18 protein-coding genes are annotated in these 19,161 nt (G+C 59.3%); 13 read left to right on the forward strand and 5 right to left on the reverse strand.

Annotation, left to right across the window (positions count from 1 at the left end; all coding sequences use genetic code 11):
* Positions 1–6: 6 nt before the first annotated feature.
* From F617_RS0113050 to lipA, 6 genes are all read left to right on the forward strand, one after another.
* Complete coding sequence (locus F617_RS0113050) at positions 7–1,428, forward strand: pyruvate dehydrogenase complex E1 component subunit beta (protein ID WP_003512876.1); 1,422 nt, start codon at positions 7–9, stop codon at positions 1,426–1,428.
* A gap of 14 nt (positions 1,429–1,442) precedes the next feature.
* Positions 1,443–2,813, forward strand: a complete 1,371-nt coding sequence (locus tag F617_RS0113055; protein ID WP_019565543.1) for a pyruvate dehydrogenase complex dihydrolipoamide acetyltransferase — start codon at positions 1,443–1,445, stop codon at positions 2,811–2,813.
* A 12-nt stretch (positions 2,814–2,825) separates the two neighbouring features.
* Positions 2,826–3,470 carry an SGNH/GDSL hydrolase family protein gene (locus tag F617_RS0113060; RefSeq protein ID WP_003512881.1) on the forward strand — a complete coding sequence of 215 codons (645 nt, stop codon included), beginning with the start codon at positions 2,826–2,828 and terminating at the stop codon, positions 3,468–3,470.
* A 58-nt stretch (positions 3,471–3,528) separates the two neighbouring features.
* Entirely contained in the window at positions 3,529–4,974 is a 1,446-nt protein-coding gene (gene lpdA, locus F617_RS0113065; protein ID WP_013636031.1) for a dihydrolipoyl dehydrogenase, read from the forward strand.
* 81 nt (positions 4,975–5,055) lie between these two features.
* A complete protein-coding gene (locus F617_RS0113070; RefSeq protein WP_003512885.1) occupies positions 5,056–5,304 on the forward strand; it encodes a GlsB/YeaQ/YmgE family stress response membrane protein in 249 nt (82 codons plus the stop codon).
* Between the two features lie 104 nt (positions 5,305–5,408).
* A complete protein-coding gene (lipA, locus tag F617_RS0113075; RefSeq protein WP_003512887.1) occupies positions 5,409–6,380 on the forward strand; it encodes a lipoyl synthase in 972 nt (323 codons plus the stop codon).
* A gap of 78 nt (positions 6,381–6,458) precedes the next feature.
* Here lipA and F617_RS0113080 read toward each other — a convergent pair whose 3' ends face one another.
* The 3 genes from F617_RS0113080 to F617_RS28710 all read right to left on the reverse strand — a co-directional run bounded on the left by F617_RS0113080 (position 6,459) and on the right by F617_RS28710 (position 8,509).
* Positions 6,459–7,388, reverse strand: a complete 930-nt coding sequence (locus F617_RS0113080) for a DMT family transporter (RefSeq protein WP_019565544.1) — start codon at positions 7,386–7,388, stop codon at positions 6,459–6,461.
* Positions 7,389–7,483: 95 nt separating this feature from the next.
* Positions 7,484–8,218, reverse strand: a complete 735-nt coding sequence (locus F617_RS0113085; protein ID WP_019565545.1) for an AraC family transcriptional regulator — start codon at positions 8,216–8,218, stop codon at positions 7,484–7,486.
* A gap of 114 nt (positions 8,219–8,332) precedes the next feature.
* Positions 8,333–8,509 (reverse strand): hypothetical protein, encoded by a 177-nt coding sequence (locus tag F617_RS28710; RefSeq protein ID WP_003512893.1) that lies wholly within the window; start codon positions 8,507–8,509, stop codon positions 8,333–8,335.
* A gap of 248 nt (positions 8,510–8,757) precedes the next feature.
* Between F617_RS28710 and F617_RS0113095 the strand changes: the two genes are divergently transcribed.
* A complete protein-coding gene (locus F617_RS0113095; RefSeq protein WP_013636036.1) occupies positions 8,758–9,327 on the forward strand; it encodes an ATPase AAA in 570 nt (189 codons plus the stop codon).
* A 9-nt stretch (positions 9,328–9,336) separates the two neighbouring features.
* Positions 9,337–9,792: a type II toxin-antitoxin system RatA family toxin gene (locus F617_RS0113100; protein ID WP_003512897.1), complete on the forward strand. Its 456-nt coding sequence runs from the start codon at positions 9,337–9,339 to the stop codon at positions 9,790–9,792.
* Here F617_RS0113100 and F617_RS0113105 read toward each other — a convergent pair.
* Positions 9,774–10,283 (reverse strand): CinA family protein, encoded by a 510-nt coding sequence (locus F617_RS0113105; RefSeq protein ID WP_019565546.1) that lies wholly within the window; start codon positions 10,281–10,283, stop codon positions 9,774–9,776. The two genes, F617_RS0113100 and F617_RS0113105, sit on opposite strands and share 19 nt — an antisense overlap.
* Positions 10,280–11,467, reverse strand: a complete 1,188-nt coding sequence (locus tag F617_RS0113110) for a bifunctional 2-C-methyl-D-erythritol 4-phosphate cytidylyltransferase/2-C-methyl-D-erythritol 2,4-cyclodiphosphate synthase (RefSeq protein ID WP_019565547.1) — start codon at positions 11,465–11,467, stop codon at positions 10,280–10,282. The genes F617_RS0113105 and F617_RS0113110 overlap by 4 nt, the downstream gene beginning before the upstream one ends.
* Before the next feature lie 305 nt (positions 11,468–11,772).
* On the opposite strand from F617_RS0113110, the gene dusB reads away from it, so the two are divergent.
* The 5 genes from dusB (at position 11,773) to F617_RS0113135 (ending at position 19,117) form a co-directional block, all read left to right on the forward strand.
* Positions 11,773–12,759 carry a tRNA dihydrouridine synthase DusB gene (gene dusB, locus F617_RS0113115; protein ID WP_255610144.1) on the forward strand — a complete coding sequence of 329 codons (987 nt, stop codon included), beginning with the start codon at positions 11,773–11,775 and terminating at the stop codon, positions 12,757–12,759.
* Positions 12,756–13,904, forward strand: a complete 1,149-nt coding sequence (locus tag F617_RS0113120) for a nitrogen regulation protein NR(II) (protein WP_003512904.1) — start codon at positions 12,756–12,758, stop codon at positions 13,902–13,904. Before dusB ends, F617_RS0113120 begins: the two co-directional genes overlap by 4 nt.
* On the forward strand, positions 13,901–15,352 hold the full coding sequence (ntrC, locus tag F617_RS0113125) for a nitrogen regulation protein NR(I) (protein ID WP_003512914.1): 1,452 nt from the start codon (positions 13,901–13,903) through the stop codon (positions 15,350–15,352). Before F617_RS0113120 ends, ntrC begins: the two co-directional genes overlap by 4 nt.
* Before the next feature lie 149 nt (positions 15,353–15,501).
* Complete coding sequence (locus F617_RS0113130) at positions 15,502–17,763, forward strand: PAS domain-containing sensor histidine kinase (RefSeq protein WP_019565549.1); 2,262 nt, start codon at positions 15,502–15,504, stop codon at positions 17,761–17,763.
* On the forward strand, positions 17,753–19,117 hold the full coding sequence (locus F617_RS0113135; protein WP_003512918.1) for a sigma-54 dependent transcriptional regulator: 1,365 nt from the start codon (positions 17,753–17,755) through the stop codon (positions 19,115–19,117). Before F617_RS0113130 ends, F617_RS0113135 begins: the two co-directional genes overlap by 11 nt.
* The last annotated feature ends 44 nt before the right edge of the window (positions 19,118–19,161 follow it).

The following is a 19,161-nucleotide window of genomic DNA, read 5'->3' on the forward strand; positions in this document are numbered from 1 at the left end:
AAACCCATGCCAGTAGAAATTCTTATGCCCGCCCTTTCCCCGACCATGGAGGAAGGCACGCTTTCCAAATGGCTTAAAAAGGAAGGCGACAAGGTCACTTCCGGCGACGTGATTGCCGAGATCGAGACCGACAAGGCGACCATGGAAGTGGAAGCTGTGGATGAAGGTGTTATCGGCAAGCTGCTGATCGACGCCGGCACCGAAGGCGTCAAGGTCAACACGCCGATCGCCGTTCTCATCCAGGAAGGCGAAAGCGCTGCCGACATTTCTTCTTCTGCCAAGAAGGAAGAGCCGAAGGCTGAAGCTGCAAATTCCGATTCGGATGCCGCAGGCGGCAAGACCCGCGAAGCATCCGAGGAGCCGAGCGCTGCCAAGGAAGCCGCAAAGGTTCCGGCAGCACCTAAGATCGAAGTCGCTGCCGATCCGGATATTCCTGAAGGCACGGAAATGGTGATGACGACGGTGCGTGAAGCGCTGCGCGACGCCATGGCCGAAGAAATGCGCGCCGACGAAAAAGTCTTCGTCATGGGTGAGGAAGTCGCCGAATATCAGGGCGCTTACAAGATTACCCAAGGCCTGTTGCAGGAATTCGGCGAGCGCCGCGTCATCGACACCCCGATCACCGAGCACGGTTTTGCCGGTATCGGCGTCGGTGCGGCAATGACGGGCCTGCGGCCCATCGTCGAATTCATGACCTTCAACTTCGCCATGCAGGCGATCGACCAGATCGTCAACTCGGCTGCGAAGACGCTTTACATGTCGGGCGGCCAGATGGGTGCGCCGATGGTGTTCCGTGGCCCCTCGGGTGCTGCTGCCCGCGTTGGCGCTCAGCATTCGCAATGTTACGCCGCATGGTACAGCCATATTCCGGGCCTCAAGGTCGTCATGCCCTACACGGCAGCGGACGCCAAGGGTCTCCTGAAGGCAGCCATCCGCGATCCGAATCCGGTCATCTTCCTTGAGAATGAAATTCTCTACGGCCAGAGCTTCGAAGTGCCGAAGCTCGACGATTTCGTGCTGCCGATCGGCAAGGCGCGCATTCACCGCAAGGGCAAGGATGCGACGATCGTTTCCTTCGGCATCGGCATGACCTACGCAATCAAGGCGGTTGCGGAACTCGAAAAGCTCGGCATCGACGTCGAACTGATCGACCTTCGCACCATCCGTCCGATGGATCTGCCCACCGTCATCGAATCGGTCAAGAAGACCGGTCGTCTGGTCACCGTCGAGGAAGGCTTCCCGCAGTCATCGGTTGGTGACTTCATCGCCAATCAGGTCATGCGTGCCGCTTTCGACTATCTCGATGCGCCGATCCTGACGATTGCCGGCAAAGACGTTCCGATGCCTTACGCGGCAAACCTCGAAAAGCTGGCTTTGCCGAACGTCGATGAAGTCGTTCAGGCTGTCAAAACCGTCTGCTACAAGTAAGGGGAGGCGTTTCGATGCCGATAAACATCACCATGCCTGCCCTTTCTCCCACCATGGAAGAGGGCAATCTGGCCAAGTGGCTGGTCAAGGAAGGCGACAAGGTCGCACCCGGTGACGTGATCGCCGAGATCGAGACCGACAAGGCAACCATGGAAGTGGAAGCCGTCGATGAGGGCACGGTCGCCAAGCTCGTGGTTCCCGCAGGCACGGAAGCGGTCAAGGTCAACGCCCTGATCGCTATCCTCGCCGCCGATGGCGAGGATGTGGCTGAGGCAGCAAAGGGCGGCAATGCTGCTCCTGCCGCGTCCCAGGCCAAAGCCGAGGCTCCGAAGCAAGAAGCTGCGAAGGCCGAAGCGCCAAAGGAAGAAGCTGTCCCAGCCAAGGCTGAAAAGCCAGTTGCCGACCAGTCCTCCGCACCTTCCACCCCGGCCCCGGTTGCAAAATCCGGCGAGCGCATCTTCGCTTCGCCGCTTGCCCGTCGTCTCGCCAAGGAAGCCGGTCTCGACCTCACGGCCGTGTCCGGTTCCGGCCCGCATGGCCGTATCGTCAAGACTGACGTGGAAAAGGCTGCCGCTTCTGGTGGTGCGAAGGCTGCTCCTGCCGCCGCAGCATCCGCAGGCGCACCAGCTGCCGCACTTGCCAAGGGCCCGTCCGAAGAAGCTGTTCTCAAGCTGTTCGAACCCGGTTCTTACGAACTGGTGCCGCATGACGGCATGCGCAAGGTCATCGCCAAGCGTCTGGTCGAATCCAAGCAGACCGTTCCGCATTTCTACGTTTCCGTGGATTGCGAACTGGATACGCTTCTGGCGCTGCGCGCCCAGCTCAACGCCGCCGCTCCCGAAAAGGACGGCAAGCCCGCCTACAAGCTTTCGGTCAACGACATGGTCATCAAGGCGCTGGCTCTCGCGCTGCGCGATGTGCCTGATGCCAACGTCTCCTGGACGGAAAGCAACATGGTCAAGCACAAGCATTCGGATGTCGGCGTTGCCGTTTCCATTCCGGGTGGCCTGATCACGCCGATCATCCGCAAGGCGGAAGAGAAGTCGCTCTCCACCATCTCCAACGAGATGAAGGACTACGGCAAGCGCGCCAAGGAGCGCAAGCTGAAGCCCGAGGAGTATCAGGGCGGCACGACGGCCGTGTCCAACATGGGCATGATGGGCGTCAAGAGCTTCTCCGCCGTCATCAACCCGCCGCACGCCACCATTCTGGCAGTCGGCGCGGGCGAACAGCGTGCTGTCGTGAAGAACGGCGAGATCAAGATCGCCAATGTCATGACGGTTACGCTCTCTACCGACCACCGTTGCGTCGATGGCGCGCTCGGAGCCGAGCTGATCGGTGCCTTCAAGCGCTACATCGAAAACCCGATGGGCATGCTGGTTTGATCGGAGAGTGAGATGGTGAAGTCGGTCCTCTGCTTTGGCGATTCCCTGACATGGGGATCAGATGCGGAAACGGGTGGCCGGCACAGCCATGACGATCTTTGGCCGAGCGTCTTGCAAAAGGCGCTCGGGCCTGATGTGAAGGTGATCCACGAAGGGCTGGGTGGACGAACCACCGCCTATGATGACCATACCGCTGATTGCGATCGCAACGGCGCAAGGCTCTTGCCGACGCTTCTGCACAGCCACGCGCCGCTTGATCTGGTCATCATCATGCTCGGCACCAACGACTTGAAACCGTCGATTCATGGCTCGGCCATCGTCGCGATGAAGGGTGTGGAGCGGCTGGTCAAACTGGTGCGCAACCATGTCTGGCAGGTGCCGGACTGGGAAGCGCCGGATGTTCTGATCGTCGCGCCGCCGCAACTGTGCGAAACGGCCAACCCCGTGATGGGCGCTATCTTTCGCGATGCGATCGATGAATCGGCGATGCTCGCCCCGGTCTACCGGGATTTGGCCGACGATCTCGATTGCGGATTTTTCGATGCGGGGTCAGTTGCCCGCACGACGCCCGTAGACGGCGTTCATCTCGATGCTGAAAACACGCGGGCCATCGGGCGCGGGCTGGAGCCCGTCGTTCGCATGATGCTCGGACTTTGACAACAATTCTCGTTTCGGAACGGCATGCCGTGACCCGATAGGACAAGGCAGGATACCTATGGCTCAATCTTATGACGTCATCATCATCGGTTCGGGACCGGGCGGTTATATTGCCGCGATTCGCGCAGCCCAGCTCGGCATGAAGGTTGCCGTGGTCGAGCGCGAGCACCTTGCAGGCATCTGCTCCAACTGGGGCTGCATTCCCACCAAGGCGCTGCTGCGTACTGCCGATGTCTTGCATACGGCTCAGCACGCCAAGGATTACGGCCTGACGCTCGAAGGCTCGATCAAGCCTGATGTCAAGGCGATCGTTGATCGTTCGCGCGGCATCGCGCACCGCATGAACAACGGCGTCGGCTTCCTGTTCAAGAAGAACAAGGTCGATATCATCTGGGGCGAGGCCAAGATCACCAAGCCCGGTGAAATCGTAGTTTCCAAGACCCAGAAGAAGCCCGTCGAACCGATGGGCCCGGTTCCGAAGAACACGCTGGGCGAGGGCACCTATACCGCCAAGCACATCATCGTCGCCACAGGCGCCCGCCCGCGCGCGCTTCCAGGCATCGAACCGGATGGCAAGCTGATCTGGACCTATTTCGAGGCAATGAAGCCGGAAGAACTGCCGAAGTCGCTGCTCGTCATGGGTTCCGGCGCCATCGGCATCGAATTCGCCAGCTTCTACCGCACCATGGGTGTCGACGTTACCGTCGTTGAAATCATGAGCCAGGTGATGCCGGTCGAAGATGCGGAGATATCTGCCTTCGCCAAGAAGCAGCTGGAGAAGCAGGGCATCAAGTTCCATCTGGAAACCAAGGTTGCCAAGGTCGAGAAGGCTGCTAATTCGGTTACTGCGACGCTCGAGAAGAAGGACGGTTCTTCCGAGAAGATCACCGCTGACCGGATGATTTCGGCTGTCGGCGTCGTCGCCAACATCGAAGGCATCGGCCTTGAGGCCGTCGGCGTGAAGACCGATCGCGGCTTCATCGTCATCGACGGTTACGGCAAGACCAACGTGCCTGGCGTCTACGCCATCGGCGATGTCGCCGGCCCGCCGCTGCTCGCCCACAAGGCCGAGCATGAGGCCGTGATCTGCGTTGAAAAGATCGCCGGTCTGCCGAATGTTCACCCGATGGACAAGCTCAAGATCCCCGGCTGCACCTATTGCAACCCACAGGTCGCCTCTGTTGGTCTCACCGAAGCCAAGGCGAAGGAACTGGGCCGCGATATTCGCGTCGGCCGCTTCTCCTTTGCGGCCAACGGCAAGGCCGTGGCACTCGGTGAAGATCAGGGCATGGTCAAGACCATCTTCGACAAGAAGACAGGCGAGTTGATCGGCGCGCACATGGTTGGTGCGGAAGTCACCGAACTCATTCAGGGCTTTGTGGTCGCCATGAACCTCGAAACCACCGAAGAAGAACTGATGCACACGATCTTCCCGCATCCGACCATTTCCGAGTCGATGAAGGAAAGCGTGCTCGACGCCTACGGACGTGTGCTGAACGCATGAGTGCCCCGTGATGCCCGGCATTGTCTAACCGTGCCGGGTGTCCCATATGTCTCAACGCTGGTTCTATAAGGGAGCGCGGGAATGGAAAATATCGGCTGGATTGCGGCAATCATCATCGGCGGTCTTGCCGGCTGGCTCGCCGGCAAACTCATGGATATGCGTTTCGGCATCTTCATGAATATCGTTCTCGGCATCGTCGGTTCGGTGGTTGCCGTTGCGGTGCTGAGAACCTTCGACGTTTTCGTGCAGGACAGCAGGCTCGGTTATTTCGTAACGTCCTTCATCGGCGCCAGCCTGTTGTTGTTCATGGCTAAGCTGGTACGGCGCTGACTAGGCTTCGTGCCCGGAAGGGGCTTACGCTTTTTCTGGAATTGTTCTAAAGCATCGCGTCAATAAATGTGATGATCGCGGCAAGCGATAGAAACAGGTTTCTTATGGTCACTATTCTCGACAGGACTTCGTCCGAAGAAAAGCGTATCCGCCACCCGGAGAAGGCCCATCGGCCCGATACCGAAGTCATGCGCAAGCCGGAATGGATCCGCGTCAAGGCGCCGACATCCAAGGGCTACCACGAGACGCGCGAACTGGTGCGCAGCCACAAGCTGGTGACGGTGTGCGAGGAAGCCGGCTGTCCAAATATCGGCGAATGCTGGGACAAGAAACACGCGACCTTCATGATCATGGGTGAGATCTGCACCCGCGCCTGCGCCTTCTGCAACGTCGCGACCGGCAAGCCCAATGCGCTTGACATGGACGAGCCGGAAAACGTCGCCAAGGCCGTCAAGCAGATGGGCCTCAGCCACGTCGTCATTACCTCGGTCGACCGCGATGATCTCGCCGATGGCGGCGCGGAGCACTTCGAAAAGGTGATCTGGGCGATCCGCGCTGCGTCTCCCAACACCACCATCGAAATTCTGACCCCGGACTTCCTGAAGAAGCCCGGCGCGCTGGAGCGTGTCGTCGCGGCGAAGCCCGATGTCTTCAACCACAATATGGAAACCGTTCCCGGCAATTACCTCACGGTTCGCCCCGGTGCGCGTTATTTCCATTCCGTGCGCCTGTTGCAGCGCGTCAAGGAACTGGACCCCACCATGTTCACCAAATCAGGCATCATGGTCGGCCTTGGCGAAGAGCGCAACGAAGTGCTGCAGCTGATGGACGATCTGCGCAGTGCTGACGTGGACTTCCTTACGATTGGCCAGTATCTGCAGCCGACACGCAAGCACCACAAGGTCGAGGCTTACGTCACGCCGGAGGAATTCAAATCCTATGAGACGGTCGCCTATACCAAGGGCTTCCTGATGGTCTCCTCCAGCCCGCTGACGCGTTCTTCCCACCACGCGGGCGACGATTTTGCACGCCTGCGCGCAGCCCGCGAGAAGAAGCTTCTGGCCGCTGCGGAGTAAGTGGGCTGGGCGGGCAATTTCTCTCACGCGTCATCCTTGGATTTGTCCCGAGGATGACGTTGTTGCTTTCACCTGAAGTCAGGCCACAACCTTCTCCGGCCGATGCGCGCGCATGCACAGGATGACGCTCAGCACGACTGAGCAAATCGCCAGGACTTCGACGATTGTTGGCCCACGGCCTTCCCAGAGGAAACCATAGAGCAAGGCAAAGAGCGTCTCGAACAGGATCATCTGCCCAACCATGGTGAGCGGCAGCAGGCGGCTCATGCGGTTCCAGAGAGCATTTCCGAGAATGGATGCGGTGAAACCGAGACCGGCGGCGATGGCCGCAAAATGCAGCCAGTCCTTGGAGCTATGGCTTTCCCCGCCGAAAGCAAAGGCCGGTATGGCGAGCGCCAGTGCCAGCCCGCCAGTCACCACACCCGTCATCATGTTCCAGTCGTCGGCGCTGACATCGTGAAGGCGTGACAGCCAGCGGGCATTGCCAACCGCAAAGGCCGTCCATGAGGCGAGCGCGCCAAGCGCACAGGCCAGCCCGATCAGGCGGGATACATCCAGCCCCGCATCGCTTTCCGTCAGCGACTGCCAGGATATGCCGATAATGCCGATTGCGCCAAAGGCGAGCGACGGCCACAGACGCTTGAGCGATACCGCGCCATGATCGCGCGTGCCGATGATGGTGACGGCAACCGGCAGGAAGCCGATGATGATGGACGTGAAGGCAACGCCGCTCAGTTTCACCGCCGTTGATATGAAGACATAATAGGCGATGTTGCCGATCATGCTCAGCCAGCCGAGCGCGATCCATTCGCGCGCACCGAAATGGGCAGATACCCGTTTCAGGCGCGGTCCGATGATGATGAGCGAAATCAGCCCGTAGGTCAGGTAACGGGCCGTCGACAGTTGCAGGGCGGAAAAATCCGGTACGAGTTTCGGAGCGAGAAAGATCGCACCCCAGAGAGCGCCCGCCATCATGCCGTAGATAACACCGAGGCTTGTCTTGTTCATGTCATGTCACATCCGCATTCACGATTGCCCGCGATGTGCCACAGCCACGTACGGCTGTCTTGACAAAAACTCCTGAGAGAAGAGGTGCTGTGCTTTCAGTGAATTCCGAAGGCCCGGCGATAAGCGGCAGGCGTTTTGCCCATCGCGTTGCGCATGGCGCGCGTCAGTGCCGTCTGGTCGGAGAAGCCGGCCCGCAAAGCAATTTCCGCAATCGGCAATGTGGAGTGGCGCAGCAATGCGCAGACCTTGTCCATGCGCAGCTCTGCAAGCCAGCGGTGAGGAGGGAGGCTAAACTCTTCCAGAAACAGCGCATGCAGGCGGCTATCGCTGATCGCGGCGCAGGATGCGAGCGTCTCGATGGTCCAGGGGAAAAATGGCTCCGCTCTGACGATCTCGCCCAGCGCATGCAGGCGGTGGCGGATATCGGTCTTTTCAGTCGCAAGGCTGTCGATCAGGAGCGGTGCCCAGAGGTTGGCAATATCCTCACGCGGCCCATCCGATCCGATGACGCTGCGCATGTAAACGATCAGCTGCCGTGTATCCCGTGCGATATCGAGAAACGGCTTGTGGACAAATCTCTCCAGCACCTGTTCGGGAACAGCAGTTTCGTCGATATCGACCACCAGCGACCGGTTGATCGTCGTCGCTTCCTGTGTGTGCGATGTGTTGGGATGAATGAAGACCGCGCGCCCGGTGGACAATTCGTCCTGTAGCCCTGCTACATCGATCCGCAGACATCCCGAGACCGGAAGAACGATCTGCACGAAGCCGTGCCGTTCCTTCGGTCTTTCCTGCGTATAGGTCCTGATATCGGCGGATGCGGCGATCATGAGATTGTCATTTCCATCGTGAAAAGAAACGGCCGCCTCGAAAAGCGGCCGGTTTCAGTCCTGATTATGACATCGTCTTGAAGATTGGGCCAGCCGGCTTTATCGAGCCGGCGTCTAACATTCTTCCTTGGCGGTCGATTCGCCGCGTTTGCGCTTGCGCAAAACCGGCTTGTTCTCTCTCGCCTCGCATTTCGCAACGTCGATGAGATAGGCAAGCATCGGCATTTCGTTCATCGATGCAAGTTGCTTGGCGGATTCGAGAAGGTTGATGATGTTGGAAAAATCGTCCATCGGCTCACTCAGTGGCTCAAAGCGGGTTATGTGGGTGTGAACCCAGGGATGAATAAGCGCGGTGAAAATGGGAGGTTCCAGCGCCGTTGCATCCCATGGGTGTAATATTAGTCGCAAATAAATAGCAATCCCTGCGAGGGGGTTGCAATAGTTAAATTTCCGTAACATCGGACGCCGCGGCCATGCCGCCGCAGAATAATAGCCGCGCTATTTAAAAATGGCATGGTGGCGAAGACGAGGTTTATTCGATGCCGAACTATCTTGAAAACGTGGAGGACGCGGCTGCGATTATCGCATCTGCGCAGCGTATTTCGGTCGTCGGTTGCTCCGGAGGCGGAAAATCGACGCTTTCTCGGAAGCTCGTAAGACGCTTTGGATTTGAATACATTTCCATGGATCGCGATATTTTCTGGTTGCCTGGCTGGCAGGTACGCCCGCGCCAAGAACAGCGACAAAGGATTGCCGCCATCGTCACCAAAGACCGGTGGCTGATGGACGGCAGCAATCCATCGTCTTTCGACATGCGTCTGCCGAGATCCGACATCGTCCTTTGGGTGCGCATGCCGCGCTGGCTTTGCCTTTGGGGCGCCATCACCCGGATTGCCAGGGGGTATGGCAAGGCGCGTCCTGAAATGGCTGAAGGCTGCCCCGAAAGACTGGATCTAGATTTCCTGCGCTATATCTGGAATTTCGAACGCCGGCACGCCCCGATCTTCGAGCAGAATTTCGCGCTTTATGGTCCCAACGTGCCGGTATTCCAGCTTAAAAGCCGAAAACAGCTTCGCCGCCTTCTTGATCTTCTTGTTATCGAGGATTAACTCCCGCTCATGCCACAGTTCGAAACGCATCGCCTTGTAAAACATTCACCCGACCGCATGTACGACCTCGTCGCCGATGTGGAGAAGTATCCGCAGTTTCTGCCGCTTTGCGAAGCGCTGGTCATCCGCTCGCGCAAGGAGCGGGACGGCAAGACTCTGCTGGTGGCTGATATGACGGTGGGCTACAAGGCCATTCGCGAGACCTTCACCACGCAGGTGCTGCTGAACCCGGCAGAGCGCGCCATCGATGTGAAATATATCGACGGCCCGTTCAAATATCTCGACAATCGCTGGCGTTTTGAAGCCTCCGCAGAGGGCGGCTCGGCCATTCATTTTTTCATCGAGTATGAATTCAAGAACCGGCTGCTCGGTGCGGTCATGGGATCGATGTTCGACAGGGCCTTCCGCATGTTCGCCGAAGCCTTCGAGACCCGCGCCGATAAAATCTACGCGGACCCGGCCTGATTGAGGGTAATCAGCATCTCGAGCGCCGTCCTGACGGTCGCAAGACGGATTTCCGTTCGCCCGATCTCTCCGTAGTGCATTTCATGGTGCAGGATTTTACCGCTGCGCGCCCTGGCGGCCAGATGCACCAGCCCCACCGGTTTTTCAACCGAACCTCCGCCCGGACCGGCAATGCCGGTCACGGCTACGGCAAAATCCGCCCGGGAGCGAAATAGCGCGCCATGCGCCATTTGCAGCGCGGTCTGTCGGGATACGGCGCCGAAATTCGCCAGCGTCTCAGTTCCAACCCCAAGCATGTCCATCTTGGCCTGGTTCGTGTAGGTGACGAAGCCGCGATCGACGACGGCAGAAGAGCCGGCGATTTCCGTCAGCGAACCAGCAATCAGGCCGCCCGTACAGCTTTCCGCCGTCGAGACCATGAAGCCGCCGGCGGTAAAGTCAGAAATGATCCGCCGCGCCAGTTCTTCTATATCCGCAGGAAACAGGCTCATAGCGGTCTGCCCTTGTAGACCACAGTGGCAGTGGCAATCGCAGCAATACCTTCCCGGCGGCCGACGAAGCCGATCGTCTCGTTGGTGGTCGCCTTGACCGAGCAGCGCTCCAGCGCGATGCCGAGAATGTCGGAAAGCGCCTCACGCATGGCCTGCCGATGCGGTCCGATGCGCGGCGCTTCGGCAATCAGCGAGACATCGGCATTCATGATCGTGCCGCCATTGCCGCGGACTACCTTGGCCGCGTGTTCGAGGAAGATGCGCGAAGCGGCACCCTTCCATTGCGGATCGGAAGGCGGGAAGTGATCGCCTATGTCGCCAGCGCCGCAGGTGGCGAGCAGGGCATCCGTCAGCGCATGCAGCGCCACATCGGCATCCGAATGGCCTTTGAGTTTCTGGTCGTGTTCGATGAAGACGCCGCACAGTGTCACACCGTCTCCTGCTTCCAGCTGGTGCACGTCGTAACCATTGCCGGTGCGCACGTCAGGCAGTCCGTAGGAGAGTTTTTCATCGGCCATGGCGATATCCCGCTTGAGAGTGAGTTTCACATTGTCGACCGAGCCTTCGGTCAGCGTCACAGGCAGACTTGCCCATTCGGCGATCGAGGCGTCATCGGTAAAGTCGGCTTTTCCAGATGTGGCAGCAGCGCGATGCGCGGCGAGGATTTCGCCATAGCCGAAGCTTTGCGGTGTCTGCGCCGCATAAAGACCCTGCCTTGAAACCGTTTCCGCGACAGAATCGCCTGCGCCACGCTTCAGCGTATCAGTGACGGGCAGGGCAGGCAGAACGCCGACAGCGCCCGCCTTGTGCAGCGCCACGATGCGTTCCAGCATGTCCAGGGCGATGAAAGGCCGCACGGCATCGTGGATCATCACATGTGTGAGGTCTTGCGCGGCCAGCGCTTCCAGACCAGCGAGCACCGATTGCTGCCGGGTTGCGCCGCCCGTGACGGTGACGATCCGCTCCCCGGCATTCAGCCGTCCAAGGATTGGTGACAGGAGCGCCGCATCGTCAGCATGGATAACGACCACGATAGGAGATGTGTCTGCCCAGGCAAGAAAGGTCGACAACGTATGCTCGATCACGGCCTTGCCACCGATCGGGCGATATTGTTTCGGCCCTTCCTCGGGGGAGCCGGCTCTTTCTCCGCGTCCTGCGGCGACAACGACGATGCCGAGTTTCATAGTACTTTCCTGCATTGGTCTTATGCTTTGTGCGCAACCCTTAATGGTTGACAGTCCTGCTTTAGCGTTTCAAAACCCGAATGGCCAGCCCGATAAGCCGCCCACCCGCACCCACATGCCGCAGGATCGGTCATCCCGTTTGTTCAAACCTGCACAAATTGCCGCCGCCAGCAAAACAGGCAGGCAGGCCACGCGCAAATAAAAGGTGCAACCCTGTAAAAGTGCTTGGCAACTGCGCAAACACTGTCTAAAAATAATGCATATAACTCTTCTGCACGAAAGATCATCACTTGCCCCTTCCGGAGTTGTCAGTCCCGTTCAGCATCGGCTCAGTCGCGATCCGTAATCGCGCAGTGCTGGCGCCTATGTCGGGCGTGACAGATTTGCCTTTCCGTCAGCTCGCCTGGCGTTACGGCGCGGGCCTTGTGGTGACTGAAATGGTCGCAAGTCGGGAACTTGTCGCCAATCGTGGGGAATCCTGGGCGCGGCTGAAAAATGCCGGGATGGTTCCGCATATGGTGCAGCTCGCCGGACGCGAAGCGCATTTTATGGCGGAAGCGGCAAAAATTGCGGCTGATAATGGCGCTGGCATCATCGACATCAATATGGGTTGTCCGGCCAAGAAGGTGACGGGCGGTTACTCCGGTTCGGCCTTGATGCGGGATCCTGATCATGCGCTGTCGTTGATCGAGGCGACCGTCGGCGCGGTCGATGTGCCCGTGACGCTGAAGATGCGGCTCGGCTGGGATGAAAACACCATCAATGCACCCGAAATTGCTCGCCGCGCTCAAGCCGCTGGCGTCCAGCTCATCACCATTCACGGCCGCACCCGCATGCAGTTTTACGAAGGACGGGCGAACTGGGATGCCATTCGCGCCGTGCGCGAGGTGATTTCCGTGCCGCTGATCGCCAATGGCGATGTCGAGACCGCCGAAGATGCGCGTGAAATCCTCAGCCGTTCCGGCGCGGATGCCGTTATGGTCGGTCGCGGTGCACAGGGTCAACCCTGGCTGCCGGCTGTACTGGCCGGACATGCAGCGCCGCAACGCGCCGATATTGCCGATATCGCCGTCGAACATTACGACATGATGCTCGAATTTTATGGAAGGGAAGCCGGTCTTCGGCATGCCCGCAAACATCTGGGCTGGTATCTCGACCGTTTCGCGACGGAGATCGCCACCACCGACAAGGCTAAAATCATGACATCGCGTGATACGGGGGAAGTGGCTGATCTGCTGCGCTCCGCCCTTTGCGACAATGCGGGCGAAGAAGCCGCAAGGAAGGCCGCATGAGCGCTGATAAACACAGCCCGGCAGATGCGAACCCGCTCGCCATGGCGGTTCTGAACGCGGTGCAGAATCCCGTTATTCTGGTGGATGCCGAAGGTTTCATCGCTTTTGCCAATTGGGAAGCAGAAGCTTTTTTCGGGGCCAGCGCCTCCCATCTCGCCCGCTACCGCGTCTCCACCTTCATTCCCTTCGGCAGTCCGCTGCTTGCGCTGATCGATCAGGTGCGGGAACGCCGCGCGCCGGTAAATGAATATCGGGTCGATCTGAGCTCCCCCCGGCTTGGACAGGACAAGCTCGTCGATCTCTATGTCGCGCCTGTTGTCAGCGAGCCGGGGTCTGTTGTCGTCGTCTTCCAGGAACGGTCGATGGCTGACAAGATCGACCGGCAATTGACCCATCGGGCTGCTGCACGCTCGGTCACCGGCCTTGCCTCGATGCTGGCGCATGAGATCAAAAACCCGCTTTCGGGCATTCGTGGTGCCGCGCAGCTTCTCGAGACATCGGTTGCCGATGAGGACCGTGCGCTGACGCGGCTGATCTGCGACGAGACCGATCGTATCGTCTCGCTGGTTGACCGCATGGAAGTGTTTTCCGACGAGCGTCCGGTGGACCGCGTGCCGGTCAACATCCATTCGGTGCTCGACCATGTGAAGGCCATAGCCAAGGCTGGCTTTGCCCGCAACATCAAGATTTCCGAGAATTATGATCCATCGCTGCCGGCGGTCTATGCCAATCGCGACCAGCTGGTGCAGGTCTTTCTCAATCTGGTGAAAAATGCGGCGGAAGCCGTCGGGAATCAGTCGGAGGGCGAGATCGTGCTGACGACGGCATATCGTCCCGGCATGCGCATGTCCGTGGCCGGCAGCCGCGAACGCATCTCGCTGCCGCTTGAGTTTTGCGTCCATGACAATGGGCCAGGAGTGCCGGCCGATCTCCTGCCGCATCTCTTCGACCCCTTCATTACCACCAAGACGAATGGTTCGGGCCTGGGTCTGGCGCTTGTCGCCAAACTGATCGGCGCCCATGGCGGCATCGTCGAATGCGACAGCCAGAACCATCGCACGACTTTCCGCGTATTGATGCCCGTCTCGCCTGAAGTGGCGCTGGACGACCGCATCTTGCCGAACTCGACAGGAAATGACAGATGACAGCTACTATCCTCGTCGCCGATGATGATGCCGCAATCCGCACCGTGCTTAATCAGGCGCTCAGCCGTGCCGGTTACGATGTGCGCATCACGTCCAATGCCGCAACGCTCTGGCGCTGGGTTTCTGCCGGCGAGGGCGATCTGGTCGTTACCGATGTCGTGATGCCCGATGAAAACGCCTTCGATCTGCTTCCGCGCATCAAGAAGGCCCGCCCGGACCTGCCGGTTCTGGTGATGAGTGCCCAAAACACTTTCATGACCGCGATCAAGGCCTCGGAAAAGGGCGCTTACGATTACCTGCCCAAGCCCTTCGACCTGACGGAGCTGATTGCCATCATCGGCCGCGCCCTGTCGGAGCCGAAGCGCAAGCCCGCCAAACTCGACGACGATATGCAGGACGGCATGCCGCTCGTCGGCCGCTCGGCCGCCATGCAGGAAATCTACCGGGTTCTCGCCCGCCTGATGCAGACCGATCTGACGCTGATGATTACCGGCGAATCCGGCACCGGCAAGGAACTGGTGGCGCGCGCGCTGCATGATTACGGCAAGCGCCGCAACGGCCCCTTCGTCGCCATCAACATGGCGGCAATCCCGCGTGATCTGATCGAATCCGAACTGTTCGGCCATGAGAAGGGCGCCTTCACCGGCGCGCAGAACCGCTCGACCGGCCGTTTCGAACAGGCCGAGGGCGGCACGCTGTTTCTCGACGAAATCGGCGATATGCCAATGGACGCCCAGACGCGGCTGCTGCGCGTATTGCAGCAGGGCGAATATACGACGGTGGGCGGACGCACGCCGATCAGGACCGATGTTCGCATCGTCGCCGCCACCAACAAGGACCTGAAGCAGTCGATCAACCAGGGCCTTTTCCGCGAAGACCTCTATTACCGCCTGAACGTCGTGCCGCTGCGGCTACCGCCGCTACGCGACCGCGCTGAGGATATTCCCGATCTTGTGCGCCATTTCATCCAGACGGGTGAGAAGGAGGGGCTTGAAGGAAAGCGTTTCGAGACCGAGGCGCTGGAAGTCATGAAGGCCTATGCCTGGCCCGGCAACGTGCGCGAACTCGAAAACCTGATCCGTCGCCTGATGGCGCTTTATCCGCAGGAAGTCATCACCCGCGAGATCATCGAGCAGGAATTGCAGTCGGATGTTCCAGACAGCCCGCTCGACAAGATGGCGGTCCGGACCGGCTCATTGACCATTTCGCAGGCGGTCGAGGAAAACATGCGGGATTATTTCGCAAGTTTCGGCGAAGGCCTGCCGCCGCCGGGTCTCTACGACCGTGTTCTGCGCGAACTGGAATATCCGCTTATTCTTGCCGCCCTGACGGCGACGCGCGGTAACCAGATCAAGGCCGCCGATCTTCTTGGCCTCAACCGCAATACGCTGCGCAAGAAGATTCGCGAGCTTGGCGTTTCCGTGTATCGCAGCTCCCGCCCCAGCTGAGAATGTTGACAAGGCCGCGGTTGTCGTTGCATTTTCGCCACATTGTGTTGCTTGGAAAACACTAGGATGGAGAGAGATTCGCCGGCACGAGGCGGATTTGCCCATTTTCATGAATGTGGTGCTGGCTGGCCAGCGATTGGGAGAAATGCATGCGGAAACCCGCCGCCGAAAAAGCCGTTGCCGAAGACGCAGCGGGAATGGTGGTAGCCGATCGCAGGATGTCTTTCGCTCTGCCGGGGCTGGTGCTTGCCGGTGTCGCCCTTGTTTGCGCCATACTGACACTTTTCGTGCTTCTGGGCGTAACACCGATTGCGCCGACATCGAATGTCGTCATCGCCTCGGTCGTCATCAATTCGGTCTTTGTGATCGGACTGATCTTTCTCATCGGTCGGGAAATCAACCGCCTGCTGAAAGCGCGGAAAAAGGGCAGGGCGGCGGCACGATTGCATGTGCGCATCGTCGTGCTGTTTTCCATCGTTGCGATTACACCGGCCGTTCTCGTCGCCATCTTCGCCAGTCTGACGCTGAATGTCGGTCTCGACCGCTGGTTTGCGCTACGTACCCAGTCGATCGTCGATTCCTCCAGCAATATCGCCCAGGCCTATATGATGGAGAATGCCGGTTATCTTCAGGGACAGACCCTGTCGATGGCCACCGACCTCGACCGCAATCGCGCGCTCTTTTATCTCGACCGCACCGGCTTCGTCGATCTCATGACCCGTCAGGCCAAGGGCCGTGGTCTTCTCGGCGCATTCCTGGTGCAGGAAGACGGCGACGCCGTCGCGCAAGCCGATATCAAGACGGAAAAGCCGCTTCCGGCCATTCCGCACGATGCGCTTGAAAAGGCCGCCGCTGGTCAGCCAACCCTTATTCCGCCTGGCATCACCAATCTCGTCGGCGCCATCATCAAGCTCGAGGGCATCAGCGGTACGTTTCTCTATACCGTGCGTGCCGTCGATCCCAAGGTAATGGGCGCGATGCGGCTGATGGAAGAGAACCGCGCCGAATACAAGGCGATGGAGGCCGGCCGTGCGCCGTTGCAGATTGCGTTTGCAATCCTTTATCTCGGTTTCGCGCTGATCGTGCTTCTGGCGGCGATCTGGACCGCGATTGCGGTGGCCGACCGTATCGTGCGTCCTATCCGTCTCCTCATCAGCGCCGCAGACAGTGTCGCCACCGGTAACATGCATGTGCTGGTTCCCGTTCGCGCCATCGATGGCGACGTTGGCCGCCTGTCGCGCACCTTCAACAAGATGGTCTCGGAACTGCGCAGCCAACAGGAACAGATCATTGAAGCGAAAGACGACATCGATGATCGCCGCCGCTTCATCGAGGCCGTGTTGTCGGGCGTTACCGCCGCCGTTATCGGCATTGATGAAAACCGCAGGATCACCATCGTCAATCCTTCGGCTGAAGAATTCGTGGCGCTTTCCTCCGACCAGCTTATCGGTGCGCAACTATCTGATATCGCGCCTGAAATCGAAGAGGTCGTGACCGAGGCCAATACCTGGTCGCGCGGCAATTTCCGCAAGCAGATCAACATCATGCGGCGCGGCACCGAACGGACGCTCAATGTGCAGGTGACCCGTGAGGATGCACGCGACAGCCGCGACAGCTACGTCATCACGCTCGACGATATCACCGATCTCGTCATTGCCCAGCGCTCGACCGCCTGGTCCGACGTCGCGCGGCGTATTGCGCATGAGATCAAGAATCCTCTGACACCTATCCAGCTTTCCGCCGAGCGCATCAAACGCCGCTTCGGCAAGCAGATCGACGAGAACGATCGCGCCATCTTTGACCAGTGTACGGACACCATCGTCCGGCAGGTTGGTGACATCGGCCGGATGGTGGATGAATTCTCGGCCTTTGCGCGTATGCCGAAGCCCACGAAGGAAAAGTCGGACCTGCGTTCAATCTTGAAGGACGCGGCATTCCTGCGCGAAATAAGCGCCGCAGACACGAAATTCTCGACGGAATTTGGCGATGTCCCGCTGGAGGGCATGTTCGATGCCCGCATGCTGGGACAGGCGTTCGGCAATCTCATCAAGAATGCAACGGAAGCGATCGAGGCGGTGGAAGGCGAAAAGCGGCCAGGCAAAATCCTGGTGCGCGCATCCTTTGACGAGGCCAATTCACGGTTCGTGGCTGACATCATCGACAATGGCAGAGGCTTGCCCGTCGAGAACCGTCACCGCATTCTCGAACCCTATATGACGATGCGGGACAAGGGCACGGGCCTCGGCCTCGCCATCGTCAAGAAAATCATCGAAGAGCATGGCGGGTATCTGGAACTCCACGATGCACCGCCGGAATTCGACCATGGCCACGGTGCCATGATCAGAGTGCTGCTGCCCTATATCGAGGCGGTCAGCGGCAAAAATAACAAGGAAGCAGCATATGGCGTCTGATATTCTGGTCGTGGATGACGAGGCGGACATTCGCGAAATCGTAGCGGGTATTCTTTCCGATGAAGGCCACGAGACGCGCATGGCGTTCGACAGCGACAGCGCGCTGGCCGCCATTTCCGAACGCGTTCCGCGTCTCATCTTTCTCGACATCTGGATGCAAGGGTCGAAGCTCGACGGTCTGGCCCTGCTGGACGAGATCAAGAGCCGCCATCCCGATATCCCTGTTGTGATGATTTCCGGTCACGGCAACATCGAAACCGCCGTCAACGCCATCAAGCGCGGCGCGTTCGATTTTATTGAGAAACCGTTCAAGGCAGACCGCCTGATCCTGATTGCCGAACGCGCGCTGGAGAACTCCAAGCTGAAGCGGGAGGTGCAGGAACTCAAGAAGCGCACTGGCGACGCGGTTGAACTCGTCGGCGCGTCGCTTGCGGTTTCCCAACTTCGCCAGACCATTGACCGCGTGGCGCCCACCAACAGCCGCATCATGATCCTCGGCCCCTCCGGTTCCGGAAAGGAGCTGGTGGCGCGCATGGTGCACAAGAAATCCTCGCGTGCTACAGGACCTTTCGTTGCGCTGAACGCTGCGACCATCACGCCGGACCGCATGGAAATTGCCTTGTTCGGTACCGAAGGTCTGCCCGGGCAGCCGCGCAAGGTGGGCGCTCTGGAAGAGGCCCATCGCGGTGTTCTCTATCTCGATGAAGTTGGCGAGATGCCGCGCGAAACGCAGAACAAGATCCTGCGCGTGCTGGTCGATCAGCAGTTCGAGCGTGTCGGTGGCGGCAAGCGGGTAAAGGTGGATGTGCGCATCATCTCCTCGACCGCCCATCACCTCGAAAGCCTGATCGCCGAAGGCCAGTTCCGCGAAGATCTCTACCATCGCCTCGCCGTGGTGCCGGTGAAGGTGCCGGCGCTGTCCGAGCGGCGTGAGGATATTCCTTTCCTCGTCGACATGTTCATGCGGCAGATTTCCGAACAGGCCGGCATCCGCCCGCGCAAGATCGGCGATGACGCCATGGCCGTTCTCCAGACGCATGATTGGCCGGGTAACATTCGCCAGCTCCGCAACAATATCGAGCGGCTGATGATTCTGGCGCGCCCCGAAGGCGGTGAGGCACCAATCTCGGCAGACATGTTGCCGGCGGATATTGGCGACATGCTGCCGAAGATTTCGGCGCAAGGCGATCAGCACATCATGACCCTGCCGTTGCGCGAAGCACGTGAAATGTTCGAGCGCGACTATCTGGTTGCCCAGATCAACCGCTTCGGCGGCAATATTTCGCGAACGGCGGAATTTGTCGGCATGGAAAGATCGGCACTGCATCGCAAACTGAAATCTCTCGGCGTATAAGAGACGAAGGCCCAAGTCGTCGTAATCGATTATTCCGTCAGAGA

Origin of the sequence: Agrobacterium sp. 10MFCol1.1, assembly GCF_000381165.1 — a bacterium.
In the GTDB taxonomy this organism is placed as follows: Bacteria; Pseudomonadota; Alphaproteobacteria; order Rhizobiales; family Rhizobiaceae; genus Agrobacterium; species Agrobacterium tumefaciens.

Coding starts and splice junctions, on each gene's coding strand:
- F617_RS0113050 (WP_003512876.1), top strand. CDS start 7: ATGCCAGTAGAAATTCTTATGCCCGCCCTTTCCCCGACCATGGAGGAA.
- F617_RS0113055 (WP_019565543.1), top strand. CDS start 1,443: ATGCCGATAAACATCACCATGCCTGCCCTTTCTCCCACCATGGAAGAG.
- F617_RS0113060 (WP_003512881.1), top strand. CDS start 2,826: ATGGTGAAGTCGGTCCTCTGCTTTGGCGATTCCCTGACATGGGGATCA.
- lpdA (WP_013636031.1), top strand. CDS start 3,529: ATGGCTCAATCTTATGACGTCATCATCATCGGTTCGGGACCGGGCGGT.
- F617_RS0113070 (WP_003512885.1), top strand. CDS start 5,056: ATGGAAAATATCGGCTGGATTGCGGCAATCATCATCGGCGGTCTTGCC.
- lipA (WP_003512887.1), top strand. CDS start 5,409: ATGGTCACTATTCTCGACAGGACTTCGTCCGAAGAAAAGCGTATCCGC.
- F617_RS0113080 (WP_019565544.1), bottom strand. CDS start 7,388: ATGAACAAGACAAGCCTCGGTGTTATCTACGGCATGATGGCGGGCGCT.
- F617_RS0113085 (WP_019565545.1), bottom strand. CDS start 8,218: ATGATCGCCGCATCCGCCGATATCAGGACCTATACGCAGGAAAGACCG.
- F617_RS28710 (WP_003512893.1), bottom strand. CDS start 8,509: ATGGACGATTTTTCCAACATCATCAACCTTCTCGAATCCGCCAAGCAA.
- F617_RS0113095 (WP_013636036.1), top strand. CDS start 8,758: ATGCCGAACTATCTTGAAAACGTGGAGGACGCGGCTGCGATTATCGCA.
- F617_RS0113100 (WP_003512897.1), top strand. CDS start 9,337: ATGCCACAGTTCGAAACGCATCGCCTTGTAAAACATTCACCCGACCGC.
- F617_RS0113105 (WP_019565546.1), bottom strand. CDS start 10,283: ATGAGCCTGTTTCCTGCGGATATAGAAGAACTGGCGCGGCGGATCATT.
- F617_RS0113110 (WP_019565547.1), bottom strand. CDS start 11,467: ATGAAACTCGGCATCGTCGTTGTCGCCGCAGGACGCGGAGAAAGAGCC.
- F617_RS0113120 (WP_003512904.1), top strand. CDS start 12,756: ATGAGCGCTGATAAACACAGCCCGGCAGATGCGAACCCGCTCGCCATG.
- ntrC (WP_003512914.1), top strand. CDS start 13,901: ATGACAGCTACTATCCTCGTCGCCGATGATGATGCCGCAATCCGCACC.
- F617_RS0113130 (WP_019565549.1), top strand. CDS start 15,502: ATGCGGAAACCCGCCGCCGAAAAAGCCGTTGCCGAAGACGCAGCGGGA.
- F617_RS0113135 (WP_003512918.1), top strand. CDS start 17,753: ATGGCGTCTGATATTCTGGTCGTGGATGACGAGGCGGACATTCGCGAA.